The following is a 16,475-nucleotide window of genomic DNA, read 5'->3' on the forward strand; positions in this document are numbered from 1 at the left end:
TCATGAAAATCAGTAAAAAACAGGGCGGGTTTTCCCGCCTTTTGGCTGTTTGTATTTTTTCGATTCTTATTTTAGTAAATTGTAAAGAAGACGAAAACCTTTCTCCAGAACAAAAAATGATTTCTCAGGGGAAAGGGTTGTATATTACCAATTGTTCCTCTTGCCACAATCAAAATCCCGCTGTAGACGGTGCGGTTGGACCTGCGGTTCGAGGATCAAATTTTGAATTATTAAAAGCGAGAATTGTAGAAGGAACGTATCCTACCGGTTACACACCAAAACGTACGAGTAGAGTTATGACCAGACTTCCTTTAAACGACGAACAAATTCGTAGTATAGAAGCGTTTTTGAATATGCCTTAATTTCTTCCGATAGAGTCTCTAACGTTTCTCATAATATCCACAATCTGAGAATGAACCTTTCCGTTAGATACGACTACTTCTGAATTACCGGAAAAAAAGTGTTTTCCACTGAAATCTGTTAATTTACCACCGGCTTCCATTAGAATGACTGAACTGGCTGCGGTGTCCCATAGTTTGACCCCTTTTTCCCAGATACCGTCTAACAGTCCTTCGGCGACCCAACAAGTATCTAAAACGAAAGAACCGGTCCTTCTCATAGATCTGCCGCAACTGATAAACGCGGTTATATCAGAAATGACTTCGTTTAATATTTCTTTTCTGTTTGTCGGAAAACTTGGAACTAACATTGCGCGGGCGAGGGATTCTGTGTTAGAAACGTCGATTCTAAGCCCGTTTTTAAATGCACCTTGAGAGAGAATTGCGGAATATTTTGTATTTAAACCCGGAGCAAATACAACTCCGGCAACCGGAGATTCTCTATGTTCGAGCCCGATTGAAACACAATAAAGTGGAATTCCTCTTACAAAGTTCATTGATCCATCAATCGGATCTAAAACCCAACGAAAGGAATTGTTTCCTTCGTGTTTGTAGTGGTCTTCGGAAAGAATAGAATCGGAAGGAAAGTTTTGTCTTAAATATTCTACGATGAACTTTCCCATCATTTCATCCGCTTTATGAATCTGGTCTCTTTCTTCGGTTTCGGTTGAAAAAGAAAAAGTTTTTAAATCTTTCTGAAGTTTCAGAGCCGATTCAATAAAAATACCGGATACGGATTGAACGGATTTGATCCTACGTTTGACTTCCTCTAACGGAAAGTCAATGGGAGGGGCAAGTGGATGTTCCATGGGTTTCTCTTCAAAAAGATTACTTTTGTTTTAGGATTTTCCAAAGCATATTTCCGGAAGGAGTTATACCTCTTTCCGTTTCGAAGGAACGAAGCCATTCGTGCAAAGGTTCCTGGTTCATCAAATTTATGGTCATGCTTTCCGGCGACAATAAAAGATCAATCAAATGCCGGAAGGTTTCAAATTGATTGAAAATTCTTTCTTGAGAACTTTCTAAAAATCTAGAACTGATTGTATGCAGTTCCACATCGATTGGTTCAAAAACTCTACCAGGTTTCCAAATTTCTTTGTTGATATTCAAAATTGAATGAATCATAGAAATCTGTTTAGAATAATCTACGTCGTCAAAAAGTTCGGAATAAGTATGTTGTGATTTGTTATAAGAATAAATGGGATCAACATCCACCATAAATTCTGTCTCTTTATACCTTCTGGTTAAAAAATCCACCAAAACGTCATTTTGAAATTCGAAAGATTCTAAAGGAAGGACTCTTGCCGAAAAATAAATTCTCTGAGTTCGAACGGCTGCCGTTTTTCCTTGTACAGGTTGTTTGACGATCATTGAAGTTGGAGCGCCACCTAAATACGTAAGTATAAAACTTACTACAAAGACGAACTTTTTATTTTGGTTTTTTTCTGAAGAATGGATCTCTTTTACTAAAAAAAGTTGGTTCGAATTTTTTTTCGGCTTAGGAATTGGAAGTACGTTACATCCTTGGATCAATTCTGGGATGAGTTGTTCTGCTTGTAAAAGAAATTCTTTTGCAGCTGAAAAGTCGATTTCGTAAACCGAAGTAGATGGAAGGATAAAGTTTTCTTTAAATTCTAAAAATGCAGTATGCAAATTATCTACAAAAATTTCATGAGGACGATTTTGTCCTGATATGGACGAGAGAATTTTATTTAATTCTTCAATTTGAATCAGTTCCAATGGATTTATACCTATTTCATTTTGTTAAACAACATGATAAATTCTTTGATCTTAAAATTTTTTACCATAAAATTAATTTAAAGTGTACATTAGGAATCTGTAAAATCCAAAAGAATCATCATTTAATTTAGTTTTTGCGTAAAATCATCACTTTAGAGGTGATTGCAAAAATTAAAAATTTATTTTATAAAATTCTCCTATTGTAATGTAAGTTTTGAGTAAATCCGGCCTCTTAACTCTGGTCAATAAATTGTATAAAAAAAACGTTATACAATATATCATCTTTAGTTTAAAAGAGCGTTCTGCTGAATTCCCACATCCGATTCTTTTTGCGTTAACTCACGTTTTATTAGAGCCTGTCCCAAAACTCAAAGAATTTTACTCGATCATTCTTTAGAAGTTTTTAATAAAATTCAGCATTCCTACAAATTAGTCTCATTTAGCAATTTGTGAACTTTCGAGCAATTCTAATGTCGTTCAATTTTCGTAGTAGTTCCCACATTTTATGAAACTTAAGCGTCTCGCTTCTATTGGCGTTCAAAGAAACTCAGCAAACACCTGTTGGTGTTTAGGCTTTGGGATAGTTCTTAAATAAACCGACAGAGTTCCTATAATTTCCGTTTAAATTTTCATTTCCTTTTAGTAAGAATTCTAACTTCATAGGGATCTAAAATTTTTAAACCTGCAAGACTTTTCTTTCCGGAATGGTTGATAAAGATTTCATAATTTTGTTTTCTTCCCGGTCTAAAAATTTTCTCAACGTTGGGGCCGTAAAAAATGAATGGGATTTTAGTTTCCTTTAAAATACGTCTATAAAGAAGAATAAAACTCAAAGGTTCCAAAGAAGATCCTACGTAGATGACTTTCCCTTTATGATAATGATTTGCAGTAATTACGGGACTTCCTTTGTAGAATTTTTTTTCATCCGTATAACGAGCCCAAACTTCTGCCGTGGTAGGTTCTAGAATTTCACAAATTTTAGAACAGGTTCCGGGAAAAAAACGAAATCGAAACTTGATTTTTTGATTTCCTACCGATTCAAACTTCCGAACTTTAACTCCGGCCATTTCCGCAAACGGTCCCGGAATTTGAGAATCATACATCCATCCGTTTAAATCTTTTGCTCCGGTTCTAAAACCTAAAACCAAAGTTCCACCTTCTCGTACAAATTCTTCCAAACGTTTAAAAACGGCTTCGTTAACCATTGTATACATTGGAAGTATTATAACTTTATAATATTTGAAATCGATTTTAGAAGAGGGACGAAAATGAGTATTGACGTTTAACACGTTCATACCTGAAAACCAAGTTGCCATTTCAATATCATAACCAACTTGAGACCAAGGAACGGGAGAAAATTTTAATCCGGTGGAAATAGGCTGATGTTTCCAGTTTCTTGCGTTTTCAATATCGTGAACAACCGCAACTTGTGCTGGAAATAATTCTTCAGTAAAATCCTCTGCATATTCTTGGATTTCTTGAATTCCTTTTTGAAGCTCATAATAACGTTCTGTTTTCTCTTTATCATGATCTAAAATTCCATAACAAAGTTGTTCTTGTCCAAATCGTGCGGTCCTATATCTAAAAAAGTAAATTGAGTTAGAACCGTGAACGATGGAATGTTTCATCCAAAGTTTAGTTTGTCCTGGAGCCGGAAGATAACCAAGTAAATCGTGCCCTTGAAAACCAGAAATTTGTTCCATAACCGTAAACGGAAGATTCTTTAGACCTCGGTTGTATTGTTGCATCGCCGAGATAAATGGATGAGGAAATGGAACTTCTTGTTCTCCCCAAGTGGGATAGTTGTCCCAAGAAACGTAATCTAAATAAGTGGCTAACTCTGCCATGTCGATGATCGGTAAAAATGGAGAAGGATAAAGATTGGTAGTGAGAGGTCTTCCAATTGAAAATTTTCTAAGGATCTGTGTCTGAAGTTTTACAAAGTCTATAATCGTATCCGAATGAAATCGATAAAAATCTTGAATCAAAGAAGGATGAAAGTTACTCGCAATATGACGGCCTGGAATTGGAACTTCTTCAAAAGAATTAAAAATCATTCCCCAAAAAACATTCCCCCAAGTTTCATTTAAGTTTTGAATCGTTTTATATTTGTTCTTTAACCAAATTCTAAAAGCTTTTAGAGATGTTTGAGAATGATCTATATCAGAACCTTCGTGTCCAATTTCGTTATCAATTTGCCAACCGATTACTACTGGATGACTTCCAAAATGTTTTGCCATTGCAGTTACAATTTTTACAACCGCCTTTCTATAGTTAGGTGAAGAGAAACAGGCTTGCCTTCTGGTACCGATTGTTCTTTGAATTCCGTTTCTTTCTTGGATTATATCCGGAAATTTTTTAGCGAGCCAAGGAGGAAAGGTCGCAGTGGGGGTTCCTAAGATTGCGGTCATTCCGTTCTTTTGGATTAAATTTAGAATGTGGTCAAAAAAAGAAAAATTATATTTCCCTTCTTTAGGTTCCATTATTGCCCAAGCAAACTCGGCAAGACGAACCGAACTTAAACCCATCTCTTTCATAATAGAGATGTCTTCTTCCCAATCCTTTCGAGTCCATTGTTCCGGGTAGTAATCGGCTCCGAATATCATTTTGATCTCCTTGCTTTCGAAAAAAATTTCATCAAAGGGCAAATCTGAAAAGAAAGAAAACCATTCTTATGGGTTGTCTAAGATAAAAAATACTGTCTTTTCTAAGAAAGTCTGAGAGGATACAAATGACGTGGATTATAACACGTTTACAACCTCAACTTTCATTTCTCGCCAAAAAGGGATTCCATGCACAATCAGGATTCGTTGATATACGGAATTTTACCCGATGTTCACTTTCGATATTCAGTCGCCGAGATTTCTTATTCCGTTACGGCGGCTTCCAACTTACACAACTTAGATGATCCAAATACGGAACTTCTTGCTAAAACGATGATCGGCGCCTTTTTTCTGGCCGACCAGATTAAAGAAGATACAAAAGTAAGTTTGCAAATTCAATTTAACGAGGATTCTTCTACACATTCCGTACTTGCCTACAGCGATAGACAAGGAAGAATGAAAGCGGTTCTAAGGGAAAGACCGGAAGAAGATGTGGAGCCTGGCAAGGTAATGGAAGATTATTCGGGAGTGATGAAGGTATTCCGTTGGAAAGACGGGGCTTGTATCTATCAATCTGTAGTTCCTTATCTCAGCCGAAGTTTTGAAGAGAATTTTAGAAATTATTTAAATAGTTCGGAACAAATCGTCTGTTTTGTAACTCTATTTATTCGAAAAGACGGATTTCATTGGGATGTAAGAGGGATTCTTTTACAATCATTACCTGAAGCAAAAGAAGAACATATTCAAAAAATTGCAAGTCTTTCGGAAAAAATAGATACAAACATAAACGATTTTTTAGGAAAGGACGTTTACAATTGTTTAAATAAAATTGGCGAATCAACTCGCTCTGCGGTTCAGATTTTAGAAGAAGGTCAACCTGAGTTTCGTTGTGATTGTTCTGAAAATAAAATTAGGGAATTGATTCAAACGCTGGGGAAGAAAGAGGCGATGCAGATCGTGGACGAAGTCGGAATGATCGAAGTGACTTGCGAATTTTGTACTTCCGTTTATCGTTTTGAAAGAGAAAAGGTGAGCGAATTGTTTTGAGGATGAATTGGAACTCGAATTTAAAAATCTAAAACTAGATGAACTTGATAAACCCGCTGAATTTCTTGCTTCACTAATTCTTTCCTCCTTAAAGGAAGAACTTCACCCCGTTTTTTTATTTACGGGTATTATGGGAGCGGGTAAAACTACGTTTGCTTCCAAACTTGTAAAAAAAATTCTTCCAACCGCAAATGTAAATTCTCCCACTTATACCTTAGTAAATGAATATTCGATCTTTAAAAAAACCGATTTAAGTTTAAACTTTCAAAATCAAAATGTTTCAGCAAAAAATTTTATATCTAAAGAAAAATTTGATCAGGAAAAAATTCAAATTCACCATTTTGATCTTCACAGATTGAAATATAGTACAGAGTTGGAAGACCTCGGTTTTGAAGAAATTTGGGGAAAAGCAGGAGTTTCGATAATAGAATGGTGGCAGATAGCAAAAGAGTATTTGGATTTTTTACCTTTAAAAATTGAATTAGAGTTTAAAATTATTTCTGAATATGAAAGAACTATTATAATCAAAAGTACTGATATAGAAAAATTTGTTTCTTTGAAAAATTTGTGGAAACATTCAGTATGAAAAAAATTCTGTTCTTTGATGCAACTAATCAATGGATTTTAGTGGAATCTTTTCGTTTGAGTTCGGACGGGCAATTGGAAATAATTGCTTCTTACTCCGGAATTCATCCCAGAGAATCTTCTAAACTTCTCATTCAGGAATTAAAAAACGTTCTTCAAAAATCGGATTGGAAAACCCCGGATTTGATCGTAAGCGCTTTAGGTCCAGGATCTTTTACTGGACTTAGAATTGCAGTTGCAACAGCCAGAAATTTATCTCAACTTTGGAAAATTCCCGCAATCGGATTTGATAGTTTAAACGTTTATGCTTCGTTTTATTATCAAGAAGTCGGTGATCCTGTGATTGTAGGAATAGAAGCAAAACAAAAAAAGATTTATTTTGGAATGGAAGATAATAGAGGTTTTTTCGGTTCGATTGATGTTAAACCGGAAGATATTATCAATAAAATTCCAGAAGATCGTTTGCAAACTTTTTTAACATCTCAAAAATATTCTGATCATCCGAATATTTTTTTTGGAAATTCTATATTAGAAAACTTACCTTCTGCATCAGCCTTATTGAATCAAAATATAAACCTGATTCAGGAAGCTCTGAATTTTCCGGATCAATTTCCTTATTGGAAACTTGTGCCTAACTACGTGCGCGGTACTTATGTTGATGATAAATTAACGATTTAGAAATTATGAATATAAAGAAAAAACAAATAAAACAAAAGAAATCTGTAAAATTTAACAGAAAAAAGAAAACGTTTGATAAAACTAAAAAAGATAGAACTGACGGTTTTCGCGAACATGAAATAGGAAAAAAAATCCTAAAATACATTCAGTCCCGAGCGGGTTCTGTAATTCAGTTTAAGGATTTAACCGCAAAAATTTTAAGGGAAGAAAATCAAAATTCTTACGGTAAAAAAAGAGAGAAATGGGAGTTTCAAGAAAAAGAAAGAGAGATATTGGAAACATTAAGAATTCTTGAAACAGAAGGATTAATTGAATTAGAAAAAAAGAATATTCTTATCAATCCGAATCAAAAACTTCAGGGAACAATTTCCATTAGTAAAAAAGGGGACGGTTTCGTAAAACTTTCTTCTGGAATGGAAGTTTTTGTTTCAAATCAATACACACAATCGGCCATTCAAGGCGATCTCGTGGAAGTTCGTCCTTACGGAGTTGGTAAAAAGAAAAGGTTAGAAGGCGAAGTCACGGAGATTCTTAGGAGAGGACGAGACCTTTACAGGATGATTATCACCGAAAAGGTACCTAAGTTTATCTTTGGAAGACTTTTGGATATAGAAGGAGAAGAAAAGGAAGGTTATCTCCTTCGTAAGACAATTCTTACGGATCTTCAAGAAGAAATTCAACCCGGCGACGTTTTGATAGTTAAATTAAAGGAAGAAACAGAACACGAAAGAAATCTTTACGAGGTTCAGTTTTTACGTTTTGAATCGGATACCAAGGAAGATTTAGATTTGATGAGAATGTTAATGAAGTACAACTATAATATTCTTTATCCTGAAACTATAATATTAGATTTTCCTGAAGAAGTAGAGGAAACCACTGTAGACGATTGGGGTTCTCGCGTGGATCTTAGAGATCTGAAGTGTATTACGATCGACGGAGAATATTCTAAAGATTTTGACGACGCGATTAGTTTTGTAGAGGAAAAAAATCGGATTCGATTTTACGTTCATATTGCTGACGTTTCTTATTACGTAAGACCGGGAAACGATTTAGACGAAGAAGCATACAATCGTGCTACTTCCGTATACTTAGGAAGCAGGGTCGTTCCTATGTTGCCTCCCGAGTTATCTGAAAATCTTTGTTCCTTGGTGGCAGGAAAAAACCGTTTGGCTTTTACTGTGGAAATGGAAGCCGATAGCAAAGGAAAAATTACTCATGCAAAGTATTATAAAAGTATAATAAATGTAAAAGAAAGATACACATATAACCGAGCCGAATCCGAAATTTTATCCGGAGATTCCGAAAATTGGATCTTTAGAATGAACGAGTTCGCTAAAATTCTTAGAGCAAAAAGAATTGAAGATGGAAGAGTAGATTTAAATTTGAAAGAGAATAAAGTAGTTACCGATTCCGAGCACAACGTAGTTGAAATTGCGGTTCAAGATAGACTCCAATCGCATATTCTCATAGAAGAGTTTATGCTCTCTGCAAATATTAAGGTTGCCGAATATATTCGTAAAAAAAAGCACTCAACCTTATATAGGGTTCACGAAGCTATGAACGAGGAAAAACTAGAATCCTTAAACGAATTTCTTCAACTCAATGCCACCAAAACTTTACTCAAAGATTCTAGTTACGAATCCATTCGTTTTGTTCTGAAAGAATTGGAAGGAAAACCTGCAGAAAGATTGTTTAATATGTTTTTATTGAGAACGTTTATGCAGGCTTATTATTCCGGAGAACATCTAGGACATTGGGGTTTGGGATTTGAAGACTATTGTCATTTTACGTCTCCGATCCGAAGATATCCCGATCTGATTTGTCATCGAGTTTTACAAAATATTCTTTTAGGTAAAAAACCTATTTATACTTCCGAAGAAGTGATGACTTTCGGTTTACATTGTTCTCATCAAGAACGTAAAGCGAGTGATGCAGAAAGGGACTATTATAAACTTAAAGCTTGTCGCTATTTAGAAAAGACTGGTATCAAAGAATTTTCAGCGACGATTACTGGTTGTAAACCTCATTTAATTTTTGTGGATCTGGAAAATCCCGCTGTAGATGCTTGTTTACTTTCTTCCGAATTTACGGATGAAGGTGAAATCCGTTTAGAGACTGATTTTTCGTTTTATTCTAAAAAGTACTCTAAGATTTATACTTTTGGAGATAAAATTGAAGTAGAATTGGATCGAATCGACTATGAAGAAATTAAAATCTTTGTAAAAATGAAAAAATTCCAAAAGAAAGTATAGACAAATAAATTCTTTTCTAATATCCCTGCGGAACGGTTTTTTCTCAATTTCATAAGTCATCCAAAATATTTTTGAATTTTATACAAAAAGTTTCGAAAGTATTTAAAAAGTTTAAGATGACTTATATTAAAAATCGAAATTATTTAGACCATCTGTAAATGGGAGGCAAACTTGGAATCGTTTTTGCAGGAACCAATTTCCCGAAATCGTTTTTTAAAATTCGTTCTAAAATTTTCAGCCTTATTGATGCTTCCTGGATTAGGTGCTTGTTCTAGCGGTTCGATTCCTAGACTGAGAGGTTTAAAAGAAACTCAATATTTAGGTTTTAAATGTATAGGTGAAGTTTTTCTAAAAGGAAATCCGATTTTAGATTTTGATCTTGGTGTTGCAGCTGACGATTATATATATGGACATCCAACTCCAATCGATACCGAAGACGTTCTTTTGCTTCTCGGAAGAATCCCTTCTTCAACATTAGCTGCTCTTGTTTTTGATTTTTCTTTACAGTCTATGAGTTCTTTAAACGTAGAAGAAAGGGAAAAACGTTTATTGTCTTGGAAAACTTCTTCACTTGGTTTAAAACGAGGAATTTATTCCATCTTAAGACAGACTTCCTTCTTTCTAGTTTCTAAAGATCAAAGAATTCAAAAATTAGCAGGATATGAGGGATAATATATGGGCGGTATACCGGCGGCGAATGATAAAATTATCACTCCAAAAAAACATAAGGAAATTATAAAAAAGGAAAATATTAAAAACGGAATTTGGGAATTAAATTCAGACGTGGTTGTGATTGGTTCAGGTGCAGGTGGTGCAGTTGTGGCTGCAACGTTGGCAAAGAACGGTTGGAACGTGATTTTAATTGAAGAAGGTTCTTATTTTACCCCGGCTCAGTTCAATGGAAATGAATTTACCTCCTCAGCTAGATTGTATCGTGATGCCGGTTTTATAATAACCGAGGAACAAACTCTTAGTATTCTTCAAGGTAGAACGATAGGCGGTTCCACTACCGTCAACTGGCAAACTTCTCTTTATCCTCCGGATTACGTTACGGAAGAATGGGATCTAAGATTTGGATTGAAAGGTTATTCTAGAAAAGATATGGATTTTTACATTTCTTCCGTTCATGAACGATTGGGAGTTCATCCGGTTCCTCAGAATCTTATCAATGCAAATAATAATATTCTAATGAAAGGTGGAAAATCTTTAGGTCTTAATCCCGAAGTTCTAAATAACAATAACAGAGGATGTATCGGTTTAGGAAGATGCGGATTAGGATGTCCGATTAACGCAAAACAATCCATGTTCTTGACGTATATCCCAGACGCGATCGAATCTGGTGCGACCGTAATTGCAAATATGAAAGCACAGGTAATTTATGACGGGCCTACAAAAACAGTAATTGCCGATTTCACTCCTGATCCCTACGAAAAAACACCAGACGTAGTCATTCAAAAACTTAAAATTTCCGCAAAGGTAGTAGTAGTTAGCGCGGGTGCAATTGAGGGACCTGCACTTTTACAAAGGTCAAGTTTAGGTAACAACTGGGTCGGAAAGAATTTAAAAGTACATCCTACGAGTACGATCTTTGCCGTTTTCGACGAGAAGATTAATATGTATTCAGGTCCTCCACAATCTGTGGTCATTAAGGACGGACACAATCAAGATAAGACAGGTTACGGTTTTTGGTTGGAAGTCGCGCCTTTCCGTCCTACGTTAGCCGCTTCTTTGATCCCTTTTTACGGATCGAAACAATTTGAACAAATCGAAAAGTATCCTAACATGAGTGCCGGAATCGTATTGGTCCGAGACGGATCCGACGGAGAAGCGAATGCTTCTGTAAAATGGTTTTTAGGAAGTAGAAAGGTTTATTTCGAACTTACTCCTGGAGACGGTAAAAATATGCTTCGTGGTTTAAAAATGTTGGCGGAAGTGCAGGCTGCAGCTGGAGCTAAAGAACTTATCTTCCCGTTTACAGATATGGATACTACTGTCCCTGTAGATCGTAATACTAAATTCGATTGGATCTTGGAAAAAAAATTCAACCCTGGAAGTCTAATGGTGGGTTCTGCGCATCCGCACGGATCGATTCAAGCCGCAAATTCTCCAGAAAAAGGAGCCGTGGATTTAAATATGGAATTATACGGTCATAAAAATATTTATGTAATGGATGCTTCTGTATATCCAACGGGTCTTTCCGTCAATCCACAAATTACTACGATGAGTTTGGTACTTAGGGCTTCTCAGTCTCTTGCTTCTAAAAAATCTGAAAAATTGAATCGATCCTAAAAAATCAATAACGTATAAAATTTTTTAAAGTACAAAGAAAGGATTTTTGGGATATATTTTAAGAAATTTATTATAAACCAATTGAAAAAGAGATCACAAATTCACTTTTAAAAAAGATTTCCTTTCTGATATTTGGTTCTATGGCTTTTCGAATTTTGTTTTTTTCGATTTTTTTGTATTCTTTCTCTGCCTCGTTGTATGCGGATTTGAAAGAAGGTAAAAAGGCTTATGCGAGAAAGGACTTTTCCAAAGCCATGGACGAGTTCCAAAAATTTAACGATGCTAATCCGACTTCTGGAGAAGCTTGGATGTATATGGGTTATATCTACGAATATAGAAGAGATTATCCAAAATCCATTCAAAGTTTTAAAAAAGCGGTTAGTCTCAGTTTACCTAAAAAAGATCTAGTCAACTGTTATCAGAAAATCATTCTTTATTTTAACTATCAAAGGGATTATCACGAGGTAATTTCTTATTCCAATCGACTTTTAAAAATTAATCCTGATTTATCGCATATTCAAAAAATTAGATCTACTGCGGAAGAGAGACTTTCTTCAGGTCATCACGTAGTACATCATCCTAAAAAACATTCAGAAGAAACTGAAACTGTTGGACCAAATAGCGAAGAAGAATATCTTAAAATTCTAAAAAAGGAACCGAACGACGTATCTGCTCGCTGGAATTTATCTCTCATTTATGCAAATCATAAAAAATTTCAACAGGCGGAAACTTTACTAGAGGGACTTGTAAAAGACTTTCCCGAAAAACACGATTATCTTTATAAATACGGGGTAATGTTGATTCGATTGGAAAAATATCCGGAGGCCCTCCGTGTTTTGGATAAACTCGAAAATAAAATCGGAAACGATAACGCTAAAATGTTATATTATGCAAATTTAAATCAAGCGGTTGCATATCATAAAATGAAACGTTATGAGGAAGCGGCTAAATACTATAGAAAATCTTATGCAGCTCATAGTACGGTTCAACCTTTAATCGGATTGACCAAACTTAAATACGAAGTTAAGGATTGTGAAAACGCGATCAAAACCGCGGAGAAAGCGCTGGAATTTGGCGAAAGGACTCATGAGATCCGAATGTATTTGGCTCTTTGTAAAATTCAGAATAAGGAAGAAACGGAAGGTTATACGATTTTAAAGGAAATTGCTTCCAGGTTGGAAAAGGAAAATCCGGAATTTAAAAATCTTCCGGATGTTTACAACGATGGAATTTTAAAGTTAGCCCGTTACTATACAAATCATGGAGAGTATGAAAAAGCTCTTCGTTATTTTCATTCCGTTCAATCTTCTGAGGAAGAAGAAAGGGAATATCGTTTTTATTTAGGCAAAGCTTATTATTATACGGGAAAGATAGATCAATCGATTTTACTTTTGGAAAAAGTAAACAATTCTTCGGGAGCTTATTATTTATTAGCAAAATGTTATGCAAATAAGGACGATCTTGAAAAGACTATGGAATACATACGTAAGGCCGCGGAAATAAAACCGGCAATTTGGTCCACCGCGATGGAAGAAAAAGAGTTTGATCGGTTTAAAGAGAAATCTTCCTTTAGATCTTTTTTAGAAACTAAGGGTTTAGATAAGGAAACAAATCAAAATAATAATCACGCTTTAGATAAGACTTAATTTTATATCATATTATATCAGGGATTAAAAATAAGATTTTATATCTTTGACTCCAAGTTTTAAAAAATATACATTAGAGTTGTTGAAAAATTAATTCGCCACTTAGTTTTTTTTCATGTAACGGTCAATTGAAGCAGTTTTGTTAATTTTAACTATGAAATTTTTCAACAACTCTATTCAAAAAAAATATATAGTAAATTCTAAAAAACTTATACTTTGCATAATTACTTATAACAATGTGAAAGAAATTATAGTGGAAAATTCAAAGGGATTGAAACGATCCATGGAGTGACATTGAGTTTTTTTATTCGCCAAAATTTTCTAAAAATATGAGTTCCTACAATTTTAGAATTTGTCCGTGAAATCGCGGTTTGTGATAGTTCCCACATTTTAGGAATCGATCTGCAAATTCAGATTCCTAACTTTTTTCAGAAAAGTAAATTTCCTTAGACCAAATTCACGTAATTTTACGCAAAAATTTTGGAGATAAATTTATAAATTTCGTAATCGAAGTAAAGAATCTAAATCCACTTGGCCAGGAGCTTTGGGATTATTCAAACAACAGTAGGTAAAAAAAGAACCAAAAGAATCTGGGAAAATTCTCGAAACCACACCCAAGGGCCCCATACAAATTCCCGTTAAAAATATATTCAATTTTTTGAATTCTTTAGATACATTCCTAAAAGAAGAAAGAAATTCTGTCAGTTCGTAAATAGAGTTTGGAAATACCGCAAATTTATAAATTAAAGGAAGATCTGATTTATACTTTTCTGATTTTAAATAAGAATCTTTGCCAATCCAATCCCTAATTTCTTGTTCCGATAAAATTCCGTCAAATTTATGAACAGATCTGATCAGACCAAAACCTATGTTTACGTTTGATTCAAAAAGATTGTTGGAACGATTTAATTCCAAATCCAGATAATGAATCTTAGGATTTATGTTAGAAACTATTTTATGAAAATCTAATTCTCCTTTTTCTGCAAATGCTATTTGATCTGTATCTTCTGGTTGTCTGTAAGTAAAAATACATTTTGCGTTCAATTCTTCGATTTTATCTATTAGTTTTTGTCCAGTGTTTTTAGGAGAAAATAGATCGAGACGAATTTCAATTCGATCACAAAAAGGATGTGCTTTAAGAGAAAAAAATTCATCTTCGTTGATCGTAAGAACGATTTTAAATTCTCGCTGATTCATTAAATTAAAGACCTTTTTGTAAAAGGTCATGGATAGAAACGATCCCAATTAGTCTTTTGGAAGTATCTACGATCGGAGCAACCGAAATCGGATTAGGTCTGGATTCCATTTGTTTTAAAACGTCGTAGGCGTTTGATTCGGATAAAAACGTAGTAGGATTTGGGTTCATCAATTGTTCCGCTGAAATCGAGGAATCTAATTTTCCTTCTTTTAATTTTTTACGAATATCAAAATCTGTAATGATTCCTAAAAGTATTCCGTTTAAATCTGTAACTCCTGTAGCCCCTTGTCTTTTTACGGTGATTTCTGTGAGTATATTTTCTAACTTTGTATCTGGCAATACCTTGGCTAAATCTTTATCTTTTCTCATTACGTCATCTATTTTCAAACTCAAACGTTTTCCAAGTCTGCCTGCCGGATGATAGAGTGCAAAATTTTCTCTTTTAAAATTTTTCAGCTCCATCAAACACATAGCGATAGCGTCTCCTAAAATCAAAGCAATTGTGGTGCTAGACGTAGGAGCTAACTCAAGAGGACACGCCTCTTTTAAAATGGGTGTAATCAAAACAATATCTGATTCTTTTGCAAGTTTAGAATCTACGTTAGCTGTCATCGAAATCAATTTTGCGCCTATGTTTTTAATCGTGGGAATTAGGTTTAATAATTCCTCACTTTCGCCCGATTTGCCAATGGCTATGATAACGTCTTTATCTGAAATGATTCCAGCGTCTCCGTGAGCTGCGTCTGCGGGATGTAAAAAAATAGAAGGCGTTCCCGTAGAAGACAAAGTAGAAGAGATTTTTTTTCCTACGTCTCCTGACTTACCTACGCCAGTAACAATTAGTTTTCCTTTACAATCTAAAATCAGTTCGATCGCTTGTTTAATAGATGGATCTAAATTTTTTCTAAAGTGAAGAATGGATTCTATTTCGGTGTCGATTGCTTTTTCTATCTTTTCAAAAATTGGATCCAAGAGTTTCCTCCAGTTTTAACGTTTTTATATCCAAAGTTACTGATGTTATCAAATTCATTCCGGGGAATTTAACGACAATTTGTTCTTCATTTTTTCTTTGGATAATTTCGGCTTTAAATCCGGCAAACGGCCCTTCTTGAATGAGAACTTTTTTACCCGGCAAAAGTTTTTCTTGAATTTCAACCTGAATTTTATCTGGATACGTTTCTAAAAAAGTTCGTACTAAATTAAGATCTTCCTCTGGAATGACGTATGGCTTACCTAAATAAAATACAAAGTGATGTGCTCCTGGTAGTTGTAAAATTCTAACTCGATCTTTAAAGAATAAAATTTTTACAAAGATATAGGAAGGATACATTGGTTCTTCTATAACCTTCCAACGATCGGACCATTTTTTCTTTTTAGAAATGAGAGGAAGAAAACATTCTATTTTTCTTTCTTGAAGTAATCGTTTTAATTTTTTCTCGGATCTAGGATTGGTATAAAGAACGTACCATTCGTTAGCGTCAGAATTCTCTATCATATATTTTAAAGGAAACCGGAATGATCAGGTTTGTTCCCTCTTTGAGATCGAATTTCCAAGTCTTTAAGGCCCTATTAAATTCGACTTCAAAGATCGAATATTTACAGGGCTGAAGGGTTCTTAAAATTTCTCCCTTGCCGTCAGACTCTATTCTTACTTCCCAAGAACAATCCGATTCCAGTCTTTGATCCAGAGCGCCTTGTGGAAAGTGAATTTCGTTCTTAAATTTTTCAATTTCCTTTCTTAAAGTTCCCTCATCATTTGAATTTTCAGACATAAAAGACTTTGAATTTTCACTCGAACCATCTTGTAAAAAATTGAGAGTCACCGTTGGAGAAGCTCCTTTTTTAAGATGAATTTTTAAATTTTCTATCTTTGAAAATTCTAAAAAATTTATAGAATAAAAAAGAAATAATAGAATATGAATTAGACCCGAAATCAAAAACGAAAATCTAACGCTCATAAACCCATCCTTTTTCTGTCCAAGATCCCTGGAAAAGTTTTATTTAGAGAATAACTGGAAATTTCTATAAAATAAATTTTT

The 16,475-nt window shown here is 34.5% G+C and carries 15 protein-coding genes; 8 read left to right on the forward strand and 7 right to left on the reverse strand.

Translation table 11 applies throughout. From position 1 onward, the window contains the following. Positions 1-2 precede the first annotated feature (2 nt). Positions 3-362 (forward strand): c-type cytochrome, encoded by a 360-nt coding sequence (locus LEP1GSC059_RS00375; protein ID WP_004419990.1) that lies wholly within the window; start codon positions 3-5, stop codon positions 360-362. Here LEP1GSC059_RS00375 and LEP1GSC059_RS00380 read toward each other — a convergent pair. The 3 genes from LEP1GSC059_RS00380 to LEP1GSC059_RS00390 all read right to left on the reverse strand — a co-directional run bounded on the left by LEP1GSC059_RS00380 (position 359) and on the right by LEP1GSC059_RS00390 (position 4,744). Beyond that, positions 359-1,207: an inositol monophosphatase family protein gene (locus LEP1GSC059_RS00380; protein WP_002179287.1), complete on the reverse strand. Its 849-nt coding sequence runs from the start codon at positions 1,205-1,207 to the stop codon at positions 359-361. The genes LEP1GSC059_RS00375 and LEP1GSC059_RS00380 overlap by 4 nt on opposite strands. 19 nt (positions 1,208-1,226) lie before the next feature. Next, a complete protein-coding gene (locus tag LEP1GSC059_RS00385; protein ID WP_020980107.1) occupies positions 1,227-2,138 on the reverse strand; it encodes an LIC_10030 family protein in 912 nt (303 codons plus the stop codon). Between the two features lie 629 nt (positions 2,139-2,767). Beyond that, the gene (locus LEP1GSC059_RS00390) at positions 2,768-4,744 is read right to left on the reverse strand and encodes a beta-galactosidase (protein WP_020980127.1); all 1,977 of its coding nucleotides are present in this window, start codon (positions 4,742-4,744) and stop codon (positions 2,768-2,770) included. A 186-nt stretch (positions 4,745-4,930) separates the two neighbouring features. Between LEP1GSC059_RS00390 and LEP1GSC059_RS00395 the strand changes: the two genes are divergently transcribed. The 7 genes from LEP1GSC059_RS00395 to LEP1GSC059_RS00425 all read left to right on the forward strand — a co-directional run bounded on the left by LEP1GSC059_RS00395 (position 4,931) and on the right by LEP1GSC059_RS00425 (position 13,238). Next, a complete protein-coding gene (locus LEP1GSC059_RS00395) occupies positions 4,931-5,788 on the forward strand; it encodes an Hsp33 family molecular chaperone HslO (RefSeq protein ID WP_017215062.1) in 858 nt (285 codons plus the stop codon). A gap of 7 nt (positions 5,789-5,795) precedes the next feature. Next, positions 5,796-6,374, forward strand: a complete 579-nt coding sequence (tsaE, locus tag LEP1GSC059_RS00400; RefSeq protein ID WP_002179145.1) for a tRNA (adenosine(37)-N6)-threonylcarbamoyltransferase complex ATPase subunit type 1 TsaE — start codon at positions 5,796-5,798, stop codon at positions 6,372-6,374. Beyond that, positions 6,371-7,051 (forward strand): tRNA (adenosine(37)-N6)-threonylcarbamoyltransferase complex dimerization subunit type 1 TsaB, encoded by a 681-nt coding sequence (gene tsaB / locus LEP1GSC059_RS00405; protein ID WP_002179162.1) that lies wholly within the window; start codon positions 6,371-6,373, stop codon positions 7,049-7,051. Before tsaE ends, tsaB begins: the two co-directional genes overlap by 4 nt. A 5-nt stretch (positions 7,052-7,056) precedes the next feature. Beyond that, positions 7,057-9,303, forward strand: coding sequence for a ribonuclease R family protein (locus LEP1GSC059_RS00410; RefSeq protein ID WP_020980130.1), 2,247 nt, complete (start codon positions 7,057-7,059; stop codon positions 9,301-9,303). Between the two features lie 171 nt (positions 9,304-9,474). Then, positions 9,475-9,975 (forward strand): hypothetical protein, encoded by a 501-nt coding sequence (locus tag LEP1GSC059_RS00415; RefSeq protein ID WP_017215066.1) that lies wholly within the window; start codon positions 9,475-9,477, stop codon positions 9,973-9,975. 3 nt (positions 9,976-9,978) lie between these two features. Next, the gene (locus LEP1GSC059_RS00420; RefSeq protein ID WP_017215067.1) at positions 9,979-11,592 is read left to right on the forward strand and encodes a GMC family oxidoreductase; all 1,614 of its coding nucleotides are present in this window, start codon (positions 9,979-9,981) and stop codon (positions 11,590-11,592) included. Between the two features lie 140 nt (positions 11,593-11,732). Continuing rightward, positions 11,733-13,238 carry a tetratricopeptide repeat protein gene (locus LEP1GSC059_RS00425; protein WP_002179428.1) on the forward strand — a complete coding sequence of 502 codons (1,506 nt, stop codon included), beginning with the start codon at positions 11,733-11,735 and terminating at the stop codon, positions 13,236-13,238. Positions 13,239-13,730: 492 nt separating this feature from the next. Here LEP1GSC059_RS00425 and LEP1GSC059_RS00430 read toward each other — a convergent pair whose 3' ends face one another. The 4 genes from LEP1GSC059_RS00430 to LEP1GSC059_RS00445 are packed head-to-tail and all read right to left on the reverse strand — an operon-like array spanning position 13,731 to position 16,394. After that, positions 13,731-14,435, reverse strand: coding sequence for a type I 3-dehydroquinate dehydratase (locus LEP1GSC059_RS00430; protein ID WP_020980099.1), 705 nt, complete (start codon positions 14,433-14,435; stop codon positions 13,731-13,733). 4 nt (positions 14,436-14,439) lie between these two features. Continuing rightward, the gene (locus LEP1GSC059_RS00435) at positions 14,440-15,408 is read right to left on the reverse strand and encodes a KpsF/GutQ family sugar-phosphate isomerase (protein ID WP_002179545.1); all 969 of its coding nucleotides are present in this window, start codon (positions 15,406-15,408) and stop codon (positions 14,440-14,442) included. Beyond that, positions 15,392-15,931, reverse strand: coding sequence for a UpxY family transcription antiterminator (locus tag LEP1GSC059_RS00440; RefSeq protein ID WP_002179159.1), 540 nt, complete (start codon positions 15,929-15,931; stop codon positions 15,392-15,394). The genes LEP1GSC059_RS00435 and LEP1GSC059_RS00440 overlap by 17 nt, the downstream gene beginning before the upstream one ends. After that, the gene (locus LEP1GSC059_RS00445) at positions 15,915-16,394 is read right to left on the reverse strand and encodes an LIC_10042 family TonB-like protein (RefSeq protein ID WP_017215071.1); all 480 of its coding nucleotides are present in this window, start codon (positions 16,392-16,394) and stop codon (positions 15,915-15,917) included. The genes LEP1GSC059_RS00440 and LEP1GSC059_RS00445 overlap by 17 nt, the downstream gene beginning before the upstream one ends. Between the last annotated feature and the right edge of the window lie 81 nt (positions 16,395-16,475).

It is taken from the genome of Leptospira noguchii serovar Panama str. CZ214, assembly GCF_000306255.2.
Lineage (GTDB): Bacteria > Spirochaetota > Leptospiria > Leptospirales > Leptospiraceae > Leptospira > Leptospira noguchii.

Coding starts and splice junctions, on each gene's coding strand:
- LEP1GSC059_RS00375 (WP_004419990.1), top strand. CDS start 3: ATGAAAATCAGTAAAAAACAGGGCGGGTTTTCCCGCCTTTTGGCTGTT.
- LEP1GSC059_RS00380 (WP_002179287.1), bottom strand. CDS start 1,207: ATGGAACATCCACTTGCCCCTCCCATTGACTTTCCGTTAGAGGAAGTC.
- LEP1GSC059_RS00390 (WP_020980127.1), bottom strand. CDS start 4,744: ATGATATTCGGAGCCGATTACTACCCGGAACAATGGACTCGAAAGGAT.
- LEP1GSC059_RS00395 (WP_017215062.1), top strand. CDS start 4,931: ATGCACAATCAGGATTCGTTGATATACGGAATTTTACCCGATGTTCAC.
- tsaB (WP_002179162.1), top strand. CDS start 6,371: ATGAAAAAAATTCTGTTCTTTGATGCAACTAATCAATGGATTTTAGTG.
- LEP1GSC059_RS00410 (WP_020980130.1), top strand. CDS start 7,057: ATGAATATAAAGAAAAAACAAATAAAACAAAAGAAATCTGTAAAATTT.
- LEP1GSC059_RS00420 (WP_017215067.1), top strand. CDS start 9,979: ATGGGCGGTATACCGGCGGCGAATGATAAAATTATCACTCCAAAAAAA.
- LEP1GSC059_RS00425 (WP_002179428.1), top strand. CDS start 11,733: ATGGCTTTTCGAATTTTGTTTTTTTCGATTTTTTTGTATTCTTTCTCT.
- LEP1GSC059_RS00430 (WP_020980099.1), bottom strand. CDS start 14,435: ATGAATCAGCGAGAATTTAAAATCGTTCTTACGATCAACGAAGATGAA.
- LEP1GSC059_RS00440 (WP_002179159.1), bottom strand. CDS start 15,931: ATGATAGAGAATTCTGACGCTAACGAATGGTACGTTCTTTATACCAAT.
- LEP1GSC059_RS00445 (WP_017215071.1), bottom strand. CDS start 16,394: ATGAGCGTTAGATTTTCGTTTTTGATTTCGGGTCTAATTCATATTCTA.